Raw genomic sequence first — 23,861 nt, 5'->3', positions numbered from 1 at the left:
GCCCTGTGCCCTTGCGCAAATCGTCAATTGGGCTTGCACGCTCCGGCGAGACCGAGGCAGTCCGGCTGCCTACGATGGGTTGTCCGTTACCTAACCCACCGCAAGAAAGGTCGCTTCCCATGGCTATCGATTTCCAGCTCACCGAATCACAGAAGGCTTTACAGGCAAGCGCGCGCACCTTCGCCGCCGAAGTCCTCAGCAAGGTCGCCCCCACTATCGCCCCAATCGCGCGACCGGAAGACCGGTTCTACGCCACGCGGCCGTTCTACGATGCAATGGTCGACGCCGGCTTCATCAAGGCGTTGCTGCCCGTCTCGTGCGGCGGCAGCGCCCTGACCACGCTGGATTTTGCCTTGGCAGCCGAAGAACTCGCCGCCACCGACGTCAACTTGCCTTCGGCCTTGCTGGGCACCGGCCTGGGTTTGCACGCGGTGCTGCACCACGGCACCGAGGAGCAGAAGCGCCGCTTCCTGCCGGACTTCGTCGAAGATGGCTCGCGCCTGGCCGCCCTGGCCTTCACTGAGGTCACCGGAGGCGCTAACTACGACAACCCCGACCCCTCCGCCGGCGTGCAGACATTCGCCCGCCTCGAAGGCGACGAATGGGTCATCAACGGCGCAAAGCACTACACCACCAACGGCACCGGTTGGGACGGCAAGGGCGCGCACCTGTACAGCGTCATATGCCGCACCGATGCGACCCTGCCGCCGCAGCAATCGCTGGCGGTCATCATGGTGCCCGGCAGCGCCCAGGGCATCGAGATCGCGGGCTTTCTCGATACCGTCGGCCATCGCGCGACGATCTCGCCGCGCATCCACTTCAACAATGTGCGCGTGCCGGCGGCCAATATTGTGGGCAAGCCGGGCGATGGCATTGCCATGGTGGAAGATGCCTTCTCCTGGACTGCGGCGCTCATCGGCGCGGCCTGCGTAGGTGTGATGCGCGCGGCCTTCGACGTCGCCTTGAAGTTTGCCCGCACCGACAAGCGCTCCGGCACGGTGCCTGTGATTGAGCACCAGAACGTTGGCTTCATGCTGGCCGATATCAAGATGCGCATCGAGGCCGCGCGCTACCTGACCTGGAAAGCCTGTCACCAGCTCGATATCACCCAGGGACGCAGCCGCGAACTGGCCATCATCACCAAGGTTCACTGTTCGGAACTGTGCGTTCAGGCTGTCTACGATGCCATGCGCGTTGTCGGTGTCGATGCCTATACCGACCTCTACCCGTTGGCCGGCCTGATGCAGGACGCGCTGTGTTTTCCCCTGTACGACGGCGGCAACATGGGGGTCCGTCGCCGGCAACTCCATGCGCTGCTGCGCTCGCCGGCCTACGACGCCATGGCCGGTGCAGAGGCACGCAGTTGAAGCGGCCGCCGTGCCACGAGGCGTAAGCGCCGAGCAGCTGTCCTTCCCAGCACAACGAATGACCGCCCCAACAAAGCGACTTGGGGCGCGTCCCCCCTATCTTTGTCATGCGCACTGCCGCGTTGTCCTGTGTCGCCGCACTTCGCCGACCGATCAATGACAGATGACTACTCGAGAGAGGACTTCCGTAATGACCCAAGCATTCTCCAGCGTCGCCCGCAGGACCGGCCACGTGTCAAAGGCCGGTACCCACTCGCCCCTGAGCAGCATGAACAAGGTATTGGCCTTGGCCTGTCTACCGATGGTCACGATGGTGCCGATGACCGCGCGCGCCATCGATGTGGACATCGGTGATTTCGTCCCGGCGCCGGAGGGTACGACGGCGGGGTTGCTGTACCTGCAGCATGCCGAGCGCAACAAACTCTATGCCCAGGGACGGCAGACGGCGCGGGATCCTCGGCTGGTCTCGGATGTCGGCATCGGGAGGCTGGTGCACTACACCACGATTGGCGGGCTGACGGTAGGCCCCCAGATCCTGGTACCGTTTGGCCGGCTGGATGCCGGGCGCGACACGAGTGCACTGGGCAAAACCAGCGGGGTAGGTGACGTTATCCTGGCCGCACCAGTCTGGTTGATCAACGACGCAGCGTCTCGCACCTATCTAGCCATAGCGCCCTATCTGTACCTTCCAACGGGTAGCTATAGCCACGACCGCCCGCTCAATCTGGGTGAAAACCGCTGGAAGTTTGATTTACAGGTAGGTTTCGTCAAAGGGCTGACCGACAATTGGTATGTCGACTTGACCGGCGACGTCATGTTCCACGGCAAGAACGACAACTACGGCGCTGCCGGCGACACGCTCAAGCAGAAACAGCTCTACCAGGGGCAGGGATATTTGCGTTACCAGTTCACCCCCGGCGCCAACGCTTTCGTCGGCCTGTCACAGACCTGGGGCGGTGAGACCCGAGTCAATGGCGTTGACAGCGACGACGAAGCTCGGCAACGAAAAATCAGCGTGGGTGGCAGTTACTTCATCCGCCCGAAGACGCAGGTGCTGGTGGCGCTCGGGCGCGATCTTGAGGTGGAAAATGGCTTCAAGGAAAGCGCCCGCATCAACGTTCGACTGTTGCAGGTGTTCTGAGCAAAAATCTCATTCAGGGCTACTCGATAACGCCTGGCGTTGAAACAACGCCGGGCATGAGGTGGCCAGGTGTAATCGAACAGCAGTTGCCCTCAATTGACGCGTAACCCGGTACTGATAACGGCTTACCGAAAGGTAGACCGTTTTTTATGCCTTGAAGAAAGTGCCTGGGGCATACTCGCAGCCCCCTCCTGGATACAGAACTGAGCCAATAGGATGCCCCTTCATGAGCCTTGATGTGTTCGCAATCATCATGCTGGGCGCTGCGTTGCACGCGACTTGGAATGCCGTGGTCAAGGGCGGTGACAACAAGCTGCTGACCACCTGCATGATCGCGTCCATTGCATCGCTGATCGCAGCGACGGTCATTCCGTTTCTGGAGTTGCCGGCCAAGGAAAGCTGGCCCTTCATCGGTGCGTCGGTGATTTTGCAGGTGGTGTATTTCGTGCTGGTCGCCTCGACTTACCGCATTGCCGACATGAGCCAGACCTACCCGATCATGCGCGGCACTGCGCCGTTGCTGGTGGCGACAGCGGGCGTAGGGCTGTTGTCCGAATCCTTGTCCTCATTTGCCTGGCTCGGTATTGCCATCATCTGCATCGGCATTTTGAGCATGGCTGCCGCCCCCAGCATCGGTCAGCGAAAAGGCATGCTCCTGGCGCTGGTCAACGCGGCAGTCATCGCCAGCTACACCCTTATCGACGGTGTGGGTGTGCGCAAATCCGGCGCGCCGGCGGCCTATACGCTGTGGATATTCCTGCTCACCGGCCTCGCGCTTGCCGTATGGGCATTTGCCGTCAGGCGGCGCGAATTCTGCCGCTATCTGGCGCGCCACTGGCGCCCAGGTGTTATCGGTGGCTTCGGCACCGTCGTGTCCTACGGCCTGGCACTTTGGGCAATGACGGCGGCACCGATCGCCACGGTTTCGGCGCTCAGGGAGACGTCGATCCTGTTTGGCGTGGTGATCTCGGCACTGGTGCTCAAAGAGCAACTGACCCGCCGCCGCATCATGGCTGCGTGCATCATTGCCGGCGGGGCGATGGTGTTGCGACTGGGCTGACGCGCCGGTCGAACCCATGACATGCCCGGCAGGACTGCTCTCCAAACAAATCACCCGCCACCCTATCAAATGAGACCACTTCTCATTAGTATGCCTGCTATTAGCGCAACGCCGCATCAGGGTATCGGGGCCATGGAGACAGGGACGCCAGGAGATCAGGAAAAACTCAGCGCCGTTTTTATCGGGCAGCGCAGTGCGTTAATCCGTATGCTGTCGCGCGTCGTCGGCTGTTCGAGCCAGGCGGAGGACCTGGCCCAGGAAACCTACCTGAAGGTGGCGAAAGCGCTGTACGCTCGCCCTATCGAACACTTGAAGCCGTTTCTTTATCAAACTGCGCAGTACCTGGCTTTTGATCATCTGCGCAGTGTGCGCAGTAAAAGGCGCTATGAGTGCCATCTGGCCGAAAGCCTGGTTGTCGAGGTGCCCACCACGGCACCCGGTCCGGAGAGCCAGGCCCAGGGCCAACAACAACTGCTGCAGTTTCAACAGGTGCTCGCTACCTTGCCCAAACGCCAGCAACAAATCCTGGTATTGCATCGATTGCATGACCTGTCCCAAAGCGAGATCGCCCAACGCCTGCAGGTGTCGTTGAGCACGGTGGAAAAAGATCTGCGCCAAGCCCTCATTGCCTGCGTCAAGCAAACGACCGACCATGATTGATCGCACCGACACCCCCGATGCCATACGTAAGCAGGCGACCGACTGGTTCGCCCAGCGCGATGAGACGGTGCGCAACCCCATCACCCGCCAGCGCTTTGAGCAGTGGCGCGATGCGGATCCCCGGCACGCCACGGCGTATGCGGAATTGGCCGCGATGTGGGAAAGCCGCGCCTTCGAGCAAGCCTTGAAAAACCTCGCCGGCGACCTGGAATTGCCCCCTGCCCCGCAAGCTGCCACGCACCGCAAGACACGCTTCATGGCTACCGCCGCTGCCGTATTGATCACGCTGGGCATCGGTTGGATGACCGATGTGCCGATGCGCCTGCAGGCTGACCACATGACCGACGTTGCGCAGTTGGAACGCTTTGACCTGGAGGACGGCTCGCACATCGTGCTGGGCAGCCACAGCGCAATCAGCATCGCCTTCGACGGCGCCCATCGCCGCATCAAGCTGCTGCGCGGCGAGCTCTACGTCGAAGCCGCACATGACTCAGAGCGCCCTCTCAGCATCGAAACCGCCGAGGCCAGCGTGACCGTAGTCGGCACGCAATTCAGCGTCAGCCAGCGCGACGCGGGCGTCACCGTCGCCGTGCGACAAGGCCGCGTGCGCTTCGCCAACCGCAAGGGCGAACAGAGCCTGTTGCAGGCGGGCAACTGGCAACAGTTGCTGGGTGGGCACCTGCAACCGCTGTCCCTGGAAGGTGGCGAACAGCAGATGGCCTGGATCAACGGACGGCTGTCGTTCCAGAACGCGCCGCTGGCACAGGTGTTGTCAGAGATCCGTCGCTATTACCCCTCACCGATCCTGCTATTGAACGATACCGCTGCCGGTGAGCGGGTCAGCGGCAATTACCAATTGGATGACCCCCAGGCGATCGTGCAGGCGTTGAGTAAAGTCACTTCCACCCACATCCAGCGCCTGCCGGGTGGCATCCTGATTATTCGCTGATACAGAGCCCCTGACACCGTCGCAAAAAGTTTTACGGCTTTCGAAGCTTCAACCCGTCAAGAACTTTGCCTTTGCAAATCATTCCTATTTCTAACGGGGCTCACATGTACTTTCCAGCACTCAATCCGACCCACGCCCGTAGCATCCTTGCGCTTGCCGTCTGCCTGGCGTGCAGCACTGCGGTTGCCGTGGAACCGGCGGGCAAGCCGGCCATTCGTGAAGCAGCAGATACCCGCAGCTTTGCCATAGCGCGTCAGTCGCTGGTCAATGCCCTGGATCAATTGAGTGTGCAGAGCGGGCTGCAAATTGCCTATGCGGCGGACTTGGCCCAAGGCGTCGAGTCGCCTGGCGTCAGCGGCCGCATGACCGCCCTGGAGGCGCTGGCCCAGTTACTCAAAGGCACGCCCCTGAGCTTCGAGCTCAATGGTCCCAACGCGGTCATACTGACCCGCACCGCACAACCCGGCGCGGCCCTGCAACTGGGCACCACCACCGTGATCAGCAACCAACTGGGCACCGTCACCGAAGGCACCGGCTCCTACACCCCGGGCACCATCGCCACGGCCACGCGCCTGGTGCTGACCCCGCGTGAAACGCCGCAGTCCATCAGTGTCGTCACCCGCCAGCACATGGATGACTTCGCCCTCGACAGTGTCGACGACGTGATGCGCCATACACCTGGCATTACCGTGTCGGCCTACGACACCGACCGTAGCAATTACTACTCACGCGGTTTTTCGATCAACAATTTCCAGTACGACGGTATCCCTTCGGCCGTGCGCAACGTGGCCTATTCGGCGGGCAACACCCTGAGCGACATGGCGATCTATGACCGGGTCGAAGTGCTCAAGGGCGCCTCCGGCCTGCTCAGCGGCGCCGGTTCCCTGGGCGGCACCATCAACCTGGTGCGCAAGAAACCTACGGCGGAATTTCTCGGCCACATCACCACGGCGGCGGGCACCTGGGATCACTACCGCACGGAAGTGGACGTCAGCGGCCCGCTGACCGAAACCGGCAATGTGCGTGGGCGTGCCGTGGCGGCCTATCAGGACAACAAGTCGTGGATCGACCGCTACTCGAACAAAAGCTCGGTGTTCTACGGCATTCTCGAATTCGACCTGTCACCCGACACCTTGCTCACCGTGGGCGCCGATTATCAGGACAGCAAACCCAAAGGCTCCACCTGGTCCGGCAGCTTCCCGCTGTTCAACCATGCCGGCGAGTTGAACAATGCCAAGCGCTCCTTCAGCAATGCCACTGATTGGAGCAGTTGGCAGCAATACACCCGCACGGTGTTCGCGAACCTGGAACACGACCTCGGCGACGGCTGGGTGACCAAACTGCAACTGGACCACAAGCTCAACGGCTACGACGCCCAGATGGGTGCGATCCAGTTCTACCAGCCGGCGGCGGACGGCACCGCCAATATCAACGCCCAGCGCTACAAGGGCGAAACCACCAGCGACTCGGCCGACCTGTATATCAGCGGCCCGTTCAATTTCCTCGGGCGTGAACATGATCTGGTGATCGGTGGATCCATCAGCACCGCCCACTGGAAGGGCAAGGGCTATTGGGACGAAACCTTCCCCACCGCCAACCTGGTCGACTACGTCAACTGGCATGGCAACCTGGCCAAGCCCGACTGGGGCGTGGCCTCCCAAGTCACCGACGACACCATTCGCCAGACCGGCATGTACCTCACCACCCGCTGGAACCTCAGCAACGACCTGAAACTGTTGCTCGGCGGGCGCGTGGTCGACTACACCCTGACCGGCAGCACCGATACCTACCGTGAAACCGGACGCTTCATTCCCTATGCCGGAGCCATCTATGACCTCACGGACAACCTGTCGGCCTATGTCAGCTACACCGATGTCTTCATGCCCCAGGAAAGCTACAACCTCGACCGTAACCGCAAGTTGATTGACCCGGACGAAGGCGAGAACTATGAAGTGGGCCTCAAGGGTGAGTTCCTCGACGGTCGCCTGAACGCCAGCCTGGCGTACTTCGAGGTGAAGGAAAGCAACCGCTCGCTGCCCGACGATGCGTACAACAACCAGACCCCGACACCGCCCAACTTTGCCTTCAAGGGCACCGACGCGACGACCAAGGGCTACGAACTGGAACTGTCCGGCGAAATCGCTCCAGGCTGGCAGTTGCAGGGTGGCTACACCCACAAGGTGGTACGCGACGACGCCGGCAAAAAAATCTCGACCTTCGAGCCCGAGGATCAAGTGAGCATGTTCACGATCTACAAGCTCAAGGGCGAGCTGGACAAAGTCAGCGTCGGCGGTGGCCTGCGCTGGCAGAATACGGTGTGGCAGGACATCTACAACAGCCCCAAAGACACCACCGAGAAATTTTCCCAGGAGTCCTACTGGGTGGTGGACCTGATGACGCGCTACCAATTCACGAAAAACCTGTCGACCACGCTGAACCTCAATAACGTGTTCGATAAGCCGTATTACACCAACGTAGGCTTCTACAACTCCGCCATCTACGGCGCACCACGTCACTTCATGCTGACCACGCGCTGGGACTTCTGATTGCCTGAGCCACACGGCCTATCCCGAGGGTAGGCCGCTTTTGACGCACTCACTTACCACTGTTAGTGTCCAGCCTCCCCCACGCACGGAGTGCTTCACGGTGAAACTGGACATCTACCAAGTCGACGCCTTCAGCCAACATGCCTTCGGCGGCAACCCTGCCGCGGTGTGCCCGCTCACCGAGTGGCTGCCCGATGAGCAACTGCAGCATATCGCCGCCGAAAACAACCTCTCCGAAACCGCCTACTTCGTGCCCCGCGATGGGTTCTATGAGTTGCGCTGGTTTACCCCGCAAGTCGAAGTCGACCTGTGCGGCCATGCCACGCTGGCGACAGCGTGGGTGTTGATTCACGCGCTGGCGGATGCACCCCAGATGCTGCGCTTTGCCACCCGCAGCGGCGAGCTACGGGTGACGCGCAAGGGTGATGAGCTGGCGATGGATTTCCCCGCCCGGCAACCACAGCGCTGCGAACCGCCCGCTGGAATGTTGAGTGCCCTGGGGATCGAGAGCGCCGACGTGTTCGGCACCGATGACTACATCGTGCTGGTGGACGACGAAGCCCAGGTCGCCGCGCTGACGCCTGACTTTTCGCGGCTCAAGGGCCTACCCAAGCGCGGGATTGCAGTCACCGCCAAGAGCACCCGGTTTGATTTCATTTCGCGCTGGTTCGGGCCGAATGTGGGGATCGATGAAGACCCGGTCACCGGTTCGGCACACACCTCGCTGGCACCGTTCTGGGCCGAGCGCCTGGGCAAGTCGCACTTGACGGCCGAGCAAGGGGGCCAGCGCAAGGGCCAGTTGCACTGCGAGCTGCAGGGCGACCGCGTGATTATTTCCGGCAAGGCAGTGTTGTACATGCAAGGCACGATTTACCTGTAAACCGCAGCGCCCCACGGACAACAGATCATTCGCACAATGAACGGAGTTCAGCACGTGTTTTCGATTTCCCGCCGCCAACTGTCACTCATGGCCGCAGCCCTGACCCTGGCTGCCTGCCACACCCCGGTCAACGACCAGCCACCGGCACCGGAGTTGGGCTCGGGCTATCGCACCGACCTCAGCACCCGCCATGCCGAGCGCCATATGGCCGCCGCCGCCAACCCGCTGGCGGCCGAGGCCGGCCGCGAGATGTTGCGCCAGGGCGGCTCGGCCATTGACGCCGCCATTGCGATGCAGGCGGTGTTGACCCTGGTGGAACCACAATCCTCCGGCATTGGCGGCGGTGCGTTCATCATGCTGTGGGACGGGAAAAACGTGCACGCCTATGACGGCCGGGAAACGGCTCCGGCCGGGGCGACCGAGCGGTTGTTCCTGAACGCCGACGGCACGCCGATGGCCTTCACCGACGCACAGATCGGCGGGCGTTCGGTGGGCACGCCCGGGGTGCTGCGGGCCCTGGAAATGGCCCATAGGAAGACCGGCCGCCTGCAATGGGCCAAGCTGTTCGAGCCGGCGATTCGCTTGTCGGAGCAGGGCTTCGCGATTTCACCGCGCTTGCACAGCCTGATCGCCGCAGACCGCTTTATCCCGCAATCGCCGGAGATGGCGGCCTACTTTCTGAATGCCGACGGCACGCCAAAAGCCGCCGGTACACGGCTGAAAAACCCGGCGCTGGCCGCTGTGTTCAAGCGCATCGCCAAGGAAGGACCGGACGCCTTGTACCACGGGCCGATTGCCGATGAGATTGCGCGCAAGGTGCAGGGCAACCGTAATGCCGGCAGCCTGACTCAAGCCGACCTCAAGGGCTACGTCGCCAAGGAACGCGCGCCGTTGTGCACCGATTACAAACGCTGGAAAGTCTGCGGCATGCCGCCGCCGTCCTCAGGCGGGATTGCGGTCGCGCAGATGCTCGGCACATTGCAGGCCCTGGAAGCCCGCGACCCGCGCCTGGCCATCGCGCCGATGACACCGATAAAAAGCGCTTCGCCTGCCGGGCTTGAGCCCACGCCCGAGGCCGTGCACCTGATCGCCGAAGCCGGTCGCCTGGCCTTTGCCGACCGTGCGCTGTACGTGGCCGATGCGGACTTCACACCGGTGCCGGTGGCCGGCCTCGTGGCCCCGAACTACCTGGCACAGCGTGCCACGCTGATCGGCGAGCGCAGCCTGGGCATCGCCAAGCCAGGCCGACCGGCCGGTATTCAAGTCGCGTATGCACCGGACCGTTCGCCGCTGCGCATCTCCACGTCACAAGTCGTCGCCGTAGATGACCTGGGTGGCGCCGTGTCGATGACTACCACGGTGGAAGCAGCGTTTGGCTCCCATGTAATGGTCCAGGGCTTCTTGCTCAATAACCAGATGACCGACTTCTCATTCATCCCCGAAGAAAACGGCCAGCCGGTCGCCAACCGCGTGCAACCCGGCAAACGCCCGCGCTCGGCGATGGCGCCGACCCTGGTGTTCGACCGCGAGAGCGGTGAATTGCTGGCTACGCTCGGTTCGCCGGGCGGCTCGCAAATCATCGAGTACGTGAGCAAATCCCTGGTGGCGCTGCTCGACTGGAAACTCGACCCGCAAGCCGCCATCGGCCTGCCCAATTTCGGCAGCCGCAATGGGGCTACCGAGCTGGAGGCCGGGTTGTTCAGCCCAGGCCTGAAGCAGGTATTGAAGGACAAGGGCCATGAGCTGAGCGAGATCGACATGACCAGCGGCATCCAGGCCATCGTGCTCAAGCGGGACGCCCAGGGTAAGGTGTCGCTCAGCGGCGGCGCCGACCCTCGGCGCGAAGGCGAGGCGCTCGGCGACTGATTTTATTGAACGGAGGTAAGCCCTTGCATCAGGCTGAAAATCTCGCTGCCATCCCTGGCATCGACCACGGTTTCTGTTCGATCGACGACCCACGGCGCCCGGATGAAGTGTTCATCTGCAAGCAAGTGCACAGCGCCTCTGTGATTGAATGGCAGGCCGGCCAGGTGGCCAATACGATCGAGGCCGATGGTGTGTTGACGCACCACGCTCACTCGATCGCGGTGATCACCGCCGATTGCCTGCCCATTCTGTTCGCGTCGAAAACCGGCGAACGGGTGGCGGCAGTCCATGGCGGCTGGAAGGGGCTGCAACGCGGGATTATCGCCAACGTCATGCAGCGCTTTGCCGCCGAAGGGATTGCAGCCGACCAGCTGCAAGTAGCTATCGGCCCCTCGATCAAGCCGTGCTGTTATGAAGTGAGCGACGGGTTTATCGCCGAGTTCCAGAGTGACCAAGGGCACCTGTGGCAACACGCCCAGGCGCCGTGGAGCTACGTGCAACCGGCACCGCTGCGGTCCCCGCAAATCAGTCCGCCCCATGCAAGGCAAGCAGGCAGTGCGTGGTTTGACTTGAGCGGGTATGGGTTGTTGCTGCTGCAAGCGGCGGGTGTCAAGCGTGAGCAGATCGACGTGAGCGAGGTGTGTACCTACTGCACGTCGCCGACGTTTGCCAGCTACCGCAGAAGGACGCATCAGCCGGAGGAAGCGAAGACGTTGATTTATTCGTGGATTGCTCGCACAGACTAATAGGAGAAGGCCTACAACACTCTTTCTCAAATCCTCTACATGTCTTCAGAGATTTACGGCAAGGGCGCTACGGAGAATATTCCAGCGCACATCCTGTACAAAATTGCGAAGGAGATGAACCATGCCTCTCACTGATAAACAACTGCAGGAACGTGACGCCAAACGCAATATCGGCGAAGAATTACTGAGCGCTGTTCAGGATGTTAAAGCAGGACGCTACGGCGCCATGCACCAGGTCGAAATCACTCAAGCTGCCGAAGCAAGAAGCAAGACAGGACTGTCGCAACCCAAATTTGCCGAGCTTTTGGGGGTTTCGGTAAGGACCCTTCAGGAGTGGGAACAGGGGCGTCGTTCCCCCTCCGGCGCAGCACGCTCACTGCTGCATATTGCGGCCATAAGGCCAGACGTTTTTCGGGAGGTCCTCAGTAAGGCCTGATGGCATTACTGGCCACTCCCTGAAGATCAACGGCTGATCTTCAACCCCTTCCGCCCCGCATGCCGCTCCAACGCCAGCTCGATCAACCGGCTCACCAGCTCGCTGTAGCTCATCCCCGCCGCCTGCCACAGCTTGGGGTACATGCTGATGCGGGTGAAGCCGGGCAGTGAGTTGATTTCGTTGATCAGCACTTCGCCGTCGTCGGTCAGGAACACATCGACCCGCGCCAACCCCGCGCAGCCCAACACCTCAAATGCCTCAAGGGCCAAGCGGCGAATCCGCTCACTGGCTGCATGGCTGATGTCCGCCGGCACCACCACCTGGGCCGCCTGGCCGTCGATGTATTTACTGTCGTAGGAGTAGAAACCGCTGTTCACCACGATCTCGCCGCAGCCGCTGGCCACAGGGTTTTCGTTGCCCAGCACGGCGCATTCGATTTCGCGGCCCTGGACCGCCGACTCCACCAGCACCTTTTGATCAAAACCCAGGGCCAGTTCAACCGCGGCGTGGTACTCAGCCTCGTTGCCAACCTTGCTCACGCCCACCGAAGAACCCTGGTTGGCCGGTTTGACGAACATCGGCAGGCCGAGTTTATTCACCGCTGTTTCAAAGGAAGTACGCGCGGCGTTGCTGCGGGTCAGGGTGATGAACGGCGTCACGGCAATGCCTGCGTCGCGCAGCAGGCGTTTGCTGATGTCCTTGTCCATGCACACCGCCGAGCCGAGCACGTCGGAACCGACGAAAGGCAGGTCAGCCATGCGCAACAGGCCTTGCAGGCAGCCGTCTTCGCCGAGGGTGCCGTGGACGATGGGAAAGATCACGTCGATGTGTGCCAGCAGGCCGTTACCGGAGGTTTCCACCACCTGCTGGCTGGCCTTGCCGGGTACCACCGCCAGTTCGCGGTTGGATTGGTTGAGTGCGATGAGTGCCGGGTTTTCCTGGTTGATCAGGAAGTTCGAGGTGTCGTTGAGGTGCCAGTGGCCGGCCTTGTCGATGCCGATCAAAACCGGCTCGAAGCGGGTGCGGTCGAGTGCATCGACAATATTGCGCGCCGACTGCAACGAGACCTCGTGCTCGGCCGAACGGCCACCAAAAATAATCCCTACCCGCACCTTGCTCATGACCCGGCCTCACTGTTGAAAGTAAGGCTTCTTACCACGGACGGTCAGCGATTCGCTACCAGGTGTGCGCCGAACAACACGTAGCAACCGCCGGCAAAACGGTCGAGCCATTTGCGCGAGCGGCTGTAGAGGTTGGCCATGTGCGCACTGGAAAACACCAGGGCCACGCAGGAATACCAGCTGAACGACAGGGTGGCCATGGTGATCACCGCCAGGGTCAGCAGCATCGGCGACGGCGACGGCGGCATGGTGGAGGCGAAGATGGTGGCGACGAACAACGCGGCCTTGGGGTTGGACAGGTTGCCCAGCAACCCCAGGCGCCAGGCGGAAAACAACGAGCGGCGCGCTTCGTCCGGCAACAGGCTCTGGCCCATCGCCGGTGCCGAGCGCTTGAACAGTTTCAGCCCCAGGTAAATCAGGTAGCAGCCGCCGATGATCTTGAACGCCAGGTACAACATGGGCGCGGCGGTAAACAGCGACTTGATGCCCAGCCCACCCGCCAGCCCCCACATGATCGTGCCAGTGGACACGCCCGCCGAAGCCACCACGCCATGGCGGCGCGAACAACTGGCAGCCAACTGTGCGGTGTTGAAGAAGTTGGGACCCGGCGTCACCACCGCCACCGTCCACAGCAGGGCCAGCGAGACCAGAGGCGCCACATAGGTGGGGTTGATAAATTCCATGGGGCGGCTCCATCAGCGCAGGGCACGAGCAGGGAGCATAGACCTCGCCCGCCGCCTGCACAATCGTACAAGACCCCGGCAGACAAGGGATGCAGACTGGGTTAACGTGTTTCCACCTCTTTTTGTGACAAGCCACCATGGGCAAACCGACCCGCAACTTCGACTGGCTGCACCGTGCCCCCCACGCCAGCGGCCTGGACCGTATCGAGGCGTACTTCGCCGGTTTCGCCTTCGACCCCCATCGCCATGACACCTATGCCATCGGGCGTACCTTGTCTGGCGTACAGAGTTTTCACTACCGCGGCGACATGATCCACAGCCTGCCCGGCACGACCATGGTGCTTCATCCCGATGAGACCCACGACGGCCACGCCGGCAGTGAGGAAGGTTTCAAGTACCGGATGATTTACGTGGAGCCGTCGCTGATCCAGCAGATCCTTGGCGGCAAGCCATTGCCGTTTATCCCCGGCGGCTTGTCCACTGACCCCAGGCTGTTCCGCGCCAGCGATGTGCTGCTGCAAAACCTGGATAACCCCATCGACCCATTGCAGGAACAGGACGCGATGTTCGACCTGGCCCACGCGCTGAGCAACGCCGCGGGCGCCATCGTCAGCCGCAAGGCGTTCGATTACGTCGCCGCCGAGCGCGCCCGGGAGTTTATCCACAGCGCCCTGGGCCGCAGCATCACCCTGGACGAAATGGCCGACCACGCCGGCCGCGACCGCTGGGCATTGTCGCGGGACTTTCGCGTGCTGTTCGGCACCAGCCCCTATCGCTACCTGACGATGCGCCGTCTGGACCTGGTGCGCAGTCTGCTGGCACAGGGGCAGTCGCTGGTGGACGCGGCGCTGACCGCCGGCTTCACCGACCAGAGCCACATGACCCGGCAATTTCGCAGCACCTACGGTATGCCGCCGTCGCGATGGGTGAAGATGCTCGGGCGTTGAGTACGCTTATAGCGAATGCCCATCGATGGGCTCGCCGATGCTCAGGAAATGACCACCCGCTACATGGTGCAAGGTGCGTAACTGATCATGCCCTTCAAAGTGCCAGCGGCCTTCGCTGAACACACGTTCGTCGGCATAGGCTGCGACCACTTCGCCGAGGAACAGGTCATAGGCCTGCTGGTTGTGGGGCTCGGGGAGCAAGCGGCATTCCAGCCAGGCTACACAGCCTTCCAGCAACGGCGCCTCAGTGTGTTCACCGTTGAAGGTTTGCAGGCCATAAGCGGCGAACTTGTCACGCTCGGTGCCGGTGGTATTGCCGACCGTCTGCACGAGGTCGACCTGGGCCACACAGGGCACCTGCAGCACGAAGCTGCCGGCACCTTCCAGCAATTGGCGAGTCCAGGTGGCCTTGTCCAGCACCACGGCGACTTTCGGCGGTTCGAAATCCAGCGGCATGGCCCAGGCGGCCGCCATGATATTGCGCTGGCCGTTGTGGGCCGCACTCACCAGCACGGTTGGCCCGTGGTTGAGCAAACGATAGGCCTTGGGCAACGGAACGGGGCGGCAGTGGGTAGGGCTCATGGAGGATCGGCTCTTCAAACGAAAAAACCTACGATACCTCAAGCATCAGCCCTATGGATCAGCTCGACAGTTGGTTAGCGAATTGTCCTACGGCGCTGACCACCTTCTGTGCGCCGTCCTGGATCTCCACGATCACCGTGCCCGCTTCCGCCGCCAGGGCCAGGCCTTGCTCGGCTTGCAGGCGGCCGTCGGTCATCAGGGCCACCGCGTCGCGGGCCATATCCTGGTTCTGACGCACCACACCAACAATTTCCTCGGTGGCTTTGCTGGTCCGTGATGCCAACTGGCGCACCTCATCGGCCACCACCGCAAAGCCCCGGCCTTGCTCGCCGGCACGTGCCGCTTCGATGGCCGCGTTGAGCGCCAGCAAATTGGTCTGTTCGGCAATGCCGCTGATGGTCTTGACGATGGTGCCGATCACTTGGGATTGCGCGTTCAGTGCCTCGATGCCTTCACCCGCCGCCTGCATGTGCGTGGCCAGGTCGCGCATCACCTCCACCGCCTGCGTCACCACGGTGGTACCGCGCTGGGCGCTGTCGTCGGTATGCAACGAGGTGCTGTAGGCAATGTTCGCGGCCTCGGCGACGGCTTGCTCCCGATTGACCTGATCGGTAATCACCGTGGCGAACTTGACCACTTTGTACAAACGATCATTGGCGTCCAGCACCGGATTGTAGGTGGCTTCCAGCCACACCACGCGGCCATGGCTGTCCACACGCTTGAAGCGCGCTGCGACGAATTCTCCGGCGTTCAGGCGTTTCCAGAAATGCTGGTACTCGGCGCTGTTGTACTCCTGCGGCTCACAGAAGATACGGTGATGCTTGCCCTGGATCTGCGCCAGGCTGTAGCCCATGCCGCTGAGGAAACGGTCGTTCGCGGTCAGCACGTGCCCATCCAGGTCAAACTCGATCACGGCGGTGGAACGCACCAGCGCGGTGATCAGGTTTTCATGCTCGCGCGACGCTTCGATGGTGCGGGTGAGGTCGCTGGAGTAAATCGAAAAATGCTTGATGCGCCCATCGGAACTGCGCACCGGCTGCACAATCGAGCGCAACCAGGCTTCCTGCCCGTTACCGCGCATCAGGCGTACGGCGCCGGCGAAATGCTCACCGCGCAGCAGGGCGTTCTTGAAGCGCTGCTGGAATTCGTCCTGGCGCACATGGGCGGGCACCAGGTCTTCGATGGGGCGCCCCAGCAGCGTGGAACTCTGGTAGACCAGTTCCTGCAGAAAGTTGGCATTGGCCCATTCAACCCGACCTTCTGCGTCCAGCGTCAGGCAGAGCATTTCGCTTTCCAGGCTCTCCCTGACCTGTTGCAAGCTGGACAGTTCTTCGCGAAGAGCGGACAGCTCCTGCTTCAAGCGGGTGTTAAACATAGGGCACCGAGGTCGATGGGAGAGAAGTATCAGATCTGCATCGGCCCTATGGGCTGTTTCTGAAGCGAACTCAGGCGCTACACCCCACTCTTTTTTTGACGCCATTAACTGCCGTTATTTCGGCACACGCCCATGACTTGGTACTCCAACGTGGTGAGCTTGCCGCTGGAGTCTTCATAGGTCATGCGCGAAGGCACGGTATTGCACGCGCGGATCGGCGGCGTCACGTTGACCACCTTGGCAATGTCCAGGTCCATGCCATAGCGATACACCTGGACCTGGGGCGCCGGCTTACCGTTTCTCTCGGCGTAGGCGGCCATGGCTTTTTCATTGCGTTCCATCATCAGGGCAAAGGTCCGGTCCCCCCCGCCTTCGGCCAATGCGCCGAATGACAGGACGGCCGTTAGTACACCCACGCCTGCGGTAGAAAAGTTCATCACCTGTTCCTCGACTGAAAGTTCAGTGCCGAGACTAACGAACGAACCCTGACGCGATGTTCACCAGAACATTACTTATTTGTTAGGTGGCGACGAGCTTCCAGAATTGTAATGTTCACGCCACCCAATCGTTATCCACGGTTTGCAACTATCAGCCCGGGCCAGATCAATAAGAACGCCCGCCTCCATAAGAAGCTGATAACTGCCAACACCGAGGAGCGAAACATGCGGATCCGTTATTACACCCTTCCCCTTTCACTGATCGCCACATTGCCCCTGGCAGCCGTGGCCGCGGAAGACAAACCTGAAGGGTTTATCGAAGGCAGCAGCGTGAACGTGCTGGCGCGCAATTTTTACTTCAACCGCGATGACCGCAAGGGCCAATCCAGCCCCACCGGTAATGGCTATTCCGAAGCCTGGGCCCAGGGACTGATCGGTCAATTCGAATCCGGTTTTACCCAGGGCACCGTGGGGTTTGGCCTGGACGCCTTCGCCATGGTCGGCGTGAAGCTCGACTCGGGCACCGGCCGCAGCGGCGGCAAGGGCTCGTTCGGCGTGCTGCCGGTGGACAGCAACAACCATCCTGAAGACAACTACAGCAAGGTCGGCGGCGCGGCGAAACTGCGGGTATTGGACACGGTGATCAAGGCCGGCGACGTGTTCCCGCTGACCCCCGTGGTGGCCTACGGCGATTCGCGGGTGTTGCCGGAAAGCTTCCGTGGCGTGACCCTGCAGAACACCAGCCTGGAAGGCCTGACCTTGCAGGGCGGGCGTCTGAGCGGCATGAGCCAACCCAACGAAAGCGGCATGAACAAGGGCTTTGCGACGTTTTACGCAGGCCCCGTGGACTCGCCCTGGATCGGCTATGCCGGTGGTGATTACCAACTCAACAAACACCTGAGCCTGAGCCTGTACAGCAGCCGCCTGAAGGACGCCTGGGACCAGTACTACGTCGGCAGCGCCGCCAGTTACCCGCTGAACGAAGACGTTTCGCTGTTCGGCGACATCAACTACTACAAGGCCGTGGACGAAGGCAAAAAGCTGCTGGGTGAATTCGATAACAGCATCTGGAGCGCCCGGCTCGGCGTGAAGGTGGGCGCCCACAGCCTGGCCGTTTCGCACCAGCGCAACAACGGCGATGACGACTTCGATTACCTGCGCCAGTCGGACTCGATCTTCCTCAACAACTCGATCCAGTACAGCGACTTCAACTCGCCCAAGGAGCGCTCGTGGATGCTGCGCTACGACCTGGACATGCAGCCATTCGGCATTCCCGGCCTGTCGTTCATGACCCGCTACGGCAAGGGCACCGGCGCCGACTACAGCAACGCCAACGCGGTGTATATGCGCCGCGATGCCGCCGGCGATCCGCTCACCGACCAACGCCGCTGGGAGCGGGATATCGAAGCCAAGTACGTGGTGCAAAGCGGCAACTTGAAGGACTTATCGCTGCGACTGCGCCAGGCCACCGTGCGCTCAAGTTCATTCGAGTCCGACCTTGAAGAAGTCCGCGTCATTATCGAATACCCACTGGCGGTGCTTTAAGACGCGCTTACATTCACTTGCCGATGCCCTACATCTGTTCACAGGTTGAAGTCTGTCAGAACTGTAATATCGGCCTCACCTTCTCGTTAAGTTGCACTTTTTATACTGCGCATCGAACACCTCTCATCTCTGCGGCTTTTGTGTAGCTCCTTTGGAACAGAGATGAATTTTATACGCCCCAGCCGGGGCGTTTTTTTTGCGTGCCCGGTCAGTGACGAATCGTCGCACCGGCCTGACGCGGCTTGACCCTAAAGCTACTTTAGGCTTCAGAGTTTTCCTACAGCCCATTCAGCCTCTATGAGGCCATCTCCTTTCGTTTTCCTTGAAGGTAAATCCCCATGCGTATCCTTGTGGTTGAGGACGAGCAGAAAACCGCCGATTACTTGCAGCAAGGCCTGACCGAAAGTGGCTACGTCGTCGATTGCGCCGCCAGCGGCATCGACGGCCTGCACCTGGCCCGGCAGCACACCTACGAACTGGTGATCCTCGACGTGAACCTGCCCAATACCGACGGCTGGGAGGTACTGGAACAACTGCGCCGGGACGGCAACCAGCGCGTGATGATGCTGACCGCGCGCGGCCGCCTGGCCGACAAGATCAAGGGCCTGGACATGGGCGCCGACGATTACCTGGTCAAACCCTTCGAGTTCCCCGAACTGCTGGCCCGTGTGCGCACCTTGCTGCGCCGCAGCGAACATATCCCGCTGCCGGATGTGCTGCGCGTCGCGGACCTGGAGCTGGACCCGCGTCGCCATCGCGCCTATCGCGGCAGCCGGCGCATCGACCTGACCACCAAGGAATTCGCCCTGCTGCATGTGTTGATGCGCCAGGCCGGCGAGGTAATGACCCGCACGCAGATCATCTCGCTGGTGTGGGACATGAACTTCGACTGCGACACCAACGTGGTCGAGGTCTCCATCAGCCGCCTGCGGGGCAAGGTCGATGACCAGAGCGAGGTCAAATTGATCCACACCATTCGCGGCGTGGGTTATGTGCTGGAGGCGCGCCAATGAGGACCAGCAGCCTGTCGATGCGCCTGGGGCTGACGGTCAGCCTCATGGGCGCCGGGCTGGTGGTGCTGTTGGCGACCCTGGCCTACCTGGCCTTGACCCATGAGCTGGAAAAGCTCGCGCGCAAGGGCCTGGAAAGCAAGATGGAACAGCTCCAGCACAGCCTAGCGCTGGGCCTGGACACCCACGCAATCAAAGCCCGCCCCCACTCGTTGCTGGACCTGGTGATGGGCCATGACAATTTCTACCTGACCATCGTCGGCACCGCACCCGATAACGCGGTGCTGCTCAGTGTCGGCGCCAAACCCCAGGAACCGTTGCTGACCGACTTCTCCCCTCGGGAAACCCTCGGTTACCTCAACTGGCAAGACCAGGACGGCAACCAGGTACTCAGTGCCTCCAGCCTGATGCGCCTGGCCAGCGGCGAGCGCGTACGGGTGTTGCTGTCGCTGGACCGCAGGGATGACCAGGCCCTGCTCAGTGCCTACCTGCGCGCCACCCTCATCGCCCTGCCGATGCTGCTGGTCCTGATCGGCATGGGCGCCTGGTGGCTGGTGCAGCGTGGGTTGGCGCCGTTGAAGCAGTTCAGCCATGTCGCGGCCCAGGTGACGACCCAGGACCTGACCCACCGTTTATCCATCGACAACCTGCCCCAGGAGCTGGGCGAGTTGGCGCAAAGCATCAACGTAATGCTGCGTCGCCTGGACGCCGGTGTGCAGCAGTTGTCGCAGTTCTCCGACGACCTCGCCCACGAGCTGCGTGCGCCGCTGACCAACCTGATGGGCAAGGCCCAGGTGACCCTGTCCCGCGAACGGCCCTCGGAGGAATACAAGGCGGGGCTGGAATCCTGCACCGAGGAAATGGAACGCCTGTCGCGCATCGTCTCCGACATGCTGTTCCTGGCCCAGGTCAGCCATCCGGCGGCGCGGGCCGGGTTTGGCCCGGTGTCATTGGGTGAAGAAGCACAACGGGTGATGGCGCTGTTCGCCCTCAGCGCCGAAGACAAACACGTGACCCTCAACCTGCGCGGCGACGCCTGGGTGACGGGCGATCGCCTGATGATCCAGCGGGCGATTTCCAACCTGCTGTCCAATGCCATCCGCCATACGCCCGAAGGCTCCAGCGTGCTGCTGCTGGTGGAGACCTACGACCAGAGCGTGGCGTTGTCGGTGGGCAACCCCGGGCGTGGCATCGAAGCGCACCACCTGCCGCATCTGTTCGAACGCTTCTACCGCGCCGACAGCAGCCGTACCCGCGCCGAAGGTGGCACGGGGCTGGGGCTGGCCATTGTGCAGTCGATCATGCAGCTGCATCAGGGGCACACCGACGTCAGCAGCCAGCCAGGCCGGTTTACACGGTTCAGCCTGGTGTTTCCTCTTCCTTGCGATGGGCCCACTGGTACAACGCCGGCAGCACCAGCAAGGTCAGCAAGGTAGAAGAAATGATCCCGCCGATCACCACCGTCGCCAACGGACGCTGCACTTCGGCGCCGGTGCCGGTGGCCAGGGCCATGGGGATAAACCCCAGGGAGGCCACCAGCGCGGTCATCAATACCGGGCGCAGGCGGGTCAGCGCGCCCTCGTGGATAGCCACCGACAGCGAGCGTCCTTCCTCGCGCAGGTTGCGGATGAAGGCAATCATCACCAGGCCGTTGAGCACCGCCACGCCGGACAAGGCGATAAAGCCCACGCCTGCCGAGATCGACAGTGGAATATCGCGCAACCACAGCGCCATGATCCCGCCGGTCAACGCGAACGGAATCCCGGTAAACACCAGCAGCCCGTCCTTGAGGTTGTTGAACATCATGAACAGCAACCCGAACACCAGCAGCAACGCCACCGGCACCACGATCTGCAAACGCTCGGCGGCTTCCTTCAACTGTTCGAACTGGCCGCCCCAGGTGGTCCAGTAACCCGCTGGCACTTTCACCTGCGCCGTGATCGCCGCCTCGGCCTCTTCCACGAACGATCCCATATCCCGCCCGCGCACGTTGGCACTGACGATCACCAGACGCTTGCCGTTCTCGCGGCTGATCTGGTTCGGGCCGAGCACCAGGTCCAGGCTGGCGACCTGGGACAACGCAATGAACCCCAACTGCCCCGCCGCATTCCCGGCCAGCGCCGGCACCGGAATCAGCAGCCGCGACAAGCCGTCGATATCAGTACGCAGCGCGTCGGACAAGCGCACAACCATGTCGAAACGCCGGTCACCTTCATACAGGGTACCGGCCTGGCGCCCACCGACGGCGACGGCAATGGTGTCCTGCACATCGCCGACATTCAGGCCAAAGCGCGCGGCCTTGTCACGGTCGATATTGATGGTCAGCACCGGCAGGCCGGACGTCTGTTCGACCTTCACTTCCGAAGCGCCATCGAGGCCTTGCAGGGTCTCGGCAATGTCTGCGGCGGTGGTGTTGAGCACCGCCATGTCGTCGCCGAATACCTTCACCGCCACATCACTGCGCACCCCGGAAATCAGCTCGTTGAAACGCAGCTGGATCGGTTGCGACAACTCGTACGCACTGCCCGGCACAATCGCACTGGCGCGCTGGATATCGGCGATCAGGGTGTCGCGGGATTTATTCGGGTCCGGCCATTGCGCCTTCGGTTTAAGCATCACGTAGCTGTCGGAAATATTCGGCGGCATCGGGTCGGAGGCGATTTCCGCCGTACCGGTACGGGCGAATACCCGCTCGATTTCCGGCACATGGGCCATCAAGGTTTTTTCCAGCTGCTGCTGCATCTGCACCGATTGCGTCAGGCTGGTGCCGGGCACGCGCAGGGCCTGTTGGGCGAAGTCGCCCTCGCTGAGGCTGGGGATAAACTCACTGCCCATGCGGCTGGCCACCACGCCCGACGCAACAATGGTCAGCACGGCCAGGCCGAACACCAGTGGCCGGCGCGCCATCACCCAATCCAACACCGGCCCATAGGCCCGGCGCGCGGTACGCATCACCAGGTTTTCTTCTTCCTTGACCTTGCCGGTGACGAACAGCGCAATCGCCGCCGGTACGAAGGTCACTGACAAAATCATCGCCCCCAGCAGCGCGATCACCACGGTGAACGCCATGGGGTGGAACATCTTCCCGGCCACACCGGTGAGGGCGAAGATCGGCAGGTAAACGACCATGATGATCAGCTGCCCGAAGATCAGTGCACGCCGCGCTTCCTTGGCCGCCGCGAACACCTCGTGCAGGCGCTCGCTGCGGGTCAGCAGGCGGCCATGGCGCTGCTGCGCATGGGCCAGGCGGCGGATAGCGTTCTCGACGATCACCACCGCGCCGTCGACGATAATGCCGAAGTCCAGCGCGCCGAGGCTCATCAGGTTGGCGCTGACTTTGTGGGTGAACATGCCGGTAAAGGTGAACAACATCGCCAGGGGAATCACCATCGCGGTGATCAGCGCCGCGCGGATATTGCCGAGGAACAGGAACAGCACCGCGACCACCAGCAGCGCACCCTCGAAGAGGTTTTTCTTCACCGTGGCAATGGCTTTTTCGACAAGGTTGGTGCGGTCGTAGACGGTCACCGCCACCACGCCTTCGGGCAGCGAACGGTTGATTTGTTCGAGCCTGGAAGCCACCGCCTGGGACACCGTGCGGCTGTTTTCTCCGATCAACATAAACACCGTGCCCAGCACCACTTCACGGCCGTTTTCCGTGGCGGCGCCGGTCCGCAGTTCACGGCCGATCTCGACCTGGGCGACATTGCGCACGCGGATCGGCGTGCCGTCGGACGTGGTGATGACGATATTGGCGATGTCGTCGATGGACGCCACCTGCCCCGGCGCGCGGATCAACAATTGCTCGCCGTTGCGCTCGATGTACCCGGCGCCGACGTTGGCGTTGTTGCGCTCCAGTGCCGTGACCAGATCGTTCAAGGTCAGGTTGTAGGCCGCCAGGCGCTTGGGGTCGGGGGCGATCTGGTATTCCTTGGCGAAGCCGCCGATGGTGTTGATCTCGGCCACACCGGGCACGTTGCGCAGTTGCGGCTTGATGATCCAGTCCTGGATCACCCGCAGGTCGGTCGGCGTGTAGGGCGTGCCGTCGTCCTTGCGGGCGCCCTCTTCAGCCTCCACGGTCCACAGGAAAATCTCCCCGAGGCCGGTGGAAATCGGCCCCATCGCCGTTTCAATCCCCACAGGCAATTGCTCGCGGGCAACCTGCAGGCGCTCGTTGACCAACTGGCGGGCGAAGAACAGGTCGGTGCCGTCCTTGAAGATCACCGTCACCTGGGACAAACCGGAGCGTGACAGCGAACGGGTCTGCTGCAGGCCCGGCAAGCCGGCCATCGCGGTTTCGATGGGAAAGGTAATGCGCTGCTCGGTCTCCAGCGGCGAAAAACCGGCCGCCGCCGAGTTGATCTGCACCTGCACATTGGTGATGTCGGGCACCGCGTCGATGGGCAGTTTCTGATAGCTGGCAATGCCGACACCGGCCATCAACAGCACCGCCAGCAGCACGATGATGCGCTGCTCGATGGCGAATTGGATAAGGCGCTCAAACATGGGA

19 protein-coding genes and 2 pseudogenes are annotated in these 23,861 nt (G+C 62.0%); 14 read left to right on the top strand and 7 right to left on the bottom strand.

Features of this window, described 5'->3' with window-relative positions; genetic code table 11:
- The first annotated feature begins 119 nt into the window (after positions 1-119).
- The 10 genes from BLQ09_RS30630 to BLQ09_RS30585 all read left to right on the top strand — a co-directional run bounded on the left by BLQ09_RS30630 (position 120) and on the right by BLQ09_RS30585 (position 11,651).
- A complete protein-coding gene (locus tag BLQ09_RS30630; protein WP_027606928.1) occupies positions 120-1,367 on the top strand; it encodes an acyl-CoA dehydrogenase family protein in 1,248 nt (415 codons plus the stop codon).
- Between the two features lie 190 nt (positions 1,368-1,557).
- The gene (locus tag BLQ09_RS30625; RefSeq protein ID WP_223841665.1) at positions 1,558-2,508 is read left to right on the top strand and encodes a transporter; all 951 of its coding nucleotides are present in this window, start codon (positions 1,558-1,560) and stop codon (positions 2,506-2,508) included.
- 226 nt (positions 2,509-2,734) lie between these two features.
- Positions 2,735-3,568 carry an EamA family transporter gene (locus tag BLQ09_RS30620; RefSeq protein WP_027606930.1) on the top strand — a complete coding sequence of 278 codons (834 nt, stop codon included), beginning with the start codon at positions 2,735-2,737 and terminating at the stop codon, positions 3,566-3,568.
- 132 nt (positions 3,569-3,700) lie between these two features.
- Positions 3,701-4,228, top strand: coding sequence for an RNA polymerase sigma factor (locus BLQ09_RS30615; RefSeq protein WP_092359799.1), 528 nt, complete (start codon positions 3,701-3,703; stop codon positions 4,226-4,228).
- Entirely contained in the window at positions 4,221-5,177 is a 957-nt protein-coding gene (locus BLQ09_RS30610) for a FecR family protein (protein WP_092359797.1), read from the top strand. Before BLQ09_RS30615 ends, BLQ09_RS30610 begins: the two co-directional genes overlap by 8 nt.
- Before the next feature lie 104 nt (positions 5,178-5,281).
- Positions 5,282-7,723 (top strand): TonB-dependent siderophore receptor, encoded by a 2,442-nt coding sequence (locus BLQ09_RS30605; RefSeq protein ID WP_092359795.1) that lies wholly within the window; start codon positions 5,282-5,284, stop codon positions 7,721-7,723.
- Positions 7,724-7,823: 100 nt separating this feature from the next.
- Complete coding sequence (locus BLQ09_RS30600; protein WP_027606931.1) at positions 7,824-8,603, top strand: PhzF family phenazine biosynthesis protein; 780 nt, start codon at positions 7,824-7,826, stop codon at positions 8,601-8,603.
- A gap of 36 nt (positions 8,604-8,639) precedes the next feature.
- Complete coding sequence (gene ggt / locus BLQ09_RS30595) at positions 8,640-10,469, top strand: gamma-glutamyltransferase (protein ID WP_051429385.1); 1,830 nt, start codon at positions 8,640-8,642, stop codon at positions 10,467-10,469.
- A gap of 23 nt (positions 10,470-10,492) precedes the next feature.
- Positions 10,493-11,215, top strand: a complete 723-nt coding sequence (gene pgeF, locus BLQ09_RS30590; protein WP_027606933.1) for a peptidoglycan editing factor PgeF — start codon at positions 10,493-10,495, stop codon at positions 11,213-11,215.
- A 121-nt stretch (positions 11,216-11,336) separates the two neighbouring features.
- A complete protein-coding gene (locus BLQ09_RS30585) occupies positions 11,337-11,651 on the top strand; it encodes a helix-turn-helix domain-containing protein (protein WP_027606934.1) in 315 nt (104 codons plus the stop codon).
- A 26-nt stretch (positions 11,652-11,677) separates the two neighbouring features.
- Here the strand turns inward: BLQ09_RS30585 and ddlA are convergent, their stop codons facing one another.
- Together ddlA and BLQ09_RS30575 are read right to left on the bottom strand one after the other, a co-directional pair.
- Positions 11,678-12,772, bottom strand: coding sequence for a D-alanine--D-alanine ligase (gene ddlA, locus BLQ09_RS30580; protein WP_027606935.1), 1,095 nt, complete (start codon positions 12,770-12,772; stop codon positions 11,678-11,680).
- A 44-nt stretch (positions 12,773-12,816) separates the two neighbouring features.
- Positions 12,817-13,455, bottom strand: a complete 639-nt coding sequence (locus BLQ09_RS30575) for a LysE family transporter (RefSeq protein ID WP_027606936.1) — start codon at positions 13,453-13,455, stop codon at positions 12,817-12,819.
- 137 nt (positions 13,456-13,592) lie between these two features.
- Here BLQ09_RS30575 and BLQ09_RS30570 point away from each other — a divergent pair, with 137 nt between their 5' ends.
- Positions 13,593-14,402 (top strand): AraC family transcriptional regulator, encoded by an 810-nt coding sequence (locus BLQ09_RS30570; RefSeq protein WP_027606937.1) that lies wholly within the window; start codon positions 13,593-13,595, stop codon positions 14,400-14,402.
- Positions 14,403-14,408: 6 nt separating this feature from the next.
- Here BLQ09_RS30570 and BLQ09_RS30565 read toward each other — a convergent pair whose 3' ends face one another.
- From BLQ09_RS30565 to BLQ09_RS30555, 4 genes and pseudogenes are all read right to left on the bottom strand, one after another.
- Positions 14,409-14,984, bottom strand: a complete 576-nt coding sequence (locus BLQ09_RS30565) for a flavin reductase family protein (RefSeq protein ID WP_092359793.1) — start codon at positions 14,982-14,984, stop codon at positions 14,409-14,411.
- Between the two features lie 58 nt (positions 14,985-15,042).
- Positions 15,043-15,471: pseudogene (locus BLQ09_RS32115) on the bottom strand (methyl-accepting chemotaxis protein); the annotation flags it as partial.
- A gap of 111 nt (positions 15,472-15,582) precedes the next feature.
- Positions 15,583-16,269, bottom strand: a pseudogene (locus BLQ09_RS32110) (PAS domain-containing protein); the annotation flags it as partial.
- Positions 16,270-16,463: 194 nt separating this feature from the next.
- Positions 16,464-16,796 carry a DUF2790 domain-containing protein gene (locus tag BLQ09_RS30555; RefSeq protein ID WP_092359791.1) on the bottom strand — a complete coding sequence of 111 codons (333 nt, stop codon included), beginning with the start codon at positions 16,794-16,796 and terminating at the stop codon, positions 16,464-16,466.
- Between the two features lie 225 nt (positions 16,797-17,021).
- Between BLQ09_RS30555 and BLQ09_RS30550 the strand changes: the two genes are divergently transcribed.
- The 3 genes from BLQ09_RS30550 (at position 17,022) to BLQ09_RS30540 (ending at position 20,787) form a co-directional block, all read left to right on the top strand.
- A complete protein-coding gene (locus BLQ09_RS30550; protein WP_027606941.1) occupies positions 17,022-18,341 on the top strand; it encodes an OprD family porin in 1,320 nt (439 codons plus the stop codon).
- Positions 18,342-18,679: 338 nt separating this feature from the next.
- A complete protein-coding gene (locus BLQ09_RS30545; RefSeq protein ID WP_027606942.1) occupies positions 18,680-19,354 on the top strand; it encodes a heavy metal response regulator transcription factor in 675 nt (224 codons plus the stop codon).
- A complete protein-coding gene (locus BLQ09_RS30540) occupies positions 19,351-20,787 on the top strand; it encodes a heavy metal sensor histidine kinase (RefSeq protein ID WP_092359789.1) in 1,437 nt (478 codons plus the stop codon). Before BLQ09_RS30545 ends, BLQ09_RS30540 begins: the two co-directional genes overlap by 4 nt.
- Here the strand turns inward: BLQ09_RS30540 and BLQ09_RS30535 are convergent.
- Positions 20,711-23,857, bottom strand: a complete 3,147-nt coding sequence (locus BLQ09_RS30535; RefSeq protein WP_092359787.1) for a CusA/CzcA family heavy metal efflux RND transporter — start codon at positions 23,855-23,857, stop codon at positions 20,711-20,713. The two genes, BLQ09_RS30540 and BLQ09_RS30535, sit on opposite strands and share 77 nt — an antisense overlap.
- Positions 23,858-23,861 lie beyond the last annotated feature (4 nt).

Origin of the sequence: Pseudomonas sp. NFACC25, assembly GCF_900100935.1 — a bacterium.
GTDB classification, from domain to species: domain Bacteria; phylum Pseudomonadota; class Gammaproteobacteria; order Pseudomonadales; family Pseudomonadaceae; genus Aquipseudomonas; species Aquipseudomonas marginalis.
This window is presented reverse-complemented; position numbering and strand designations above follow the sequence as displayed.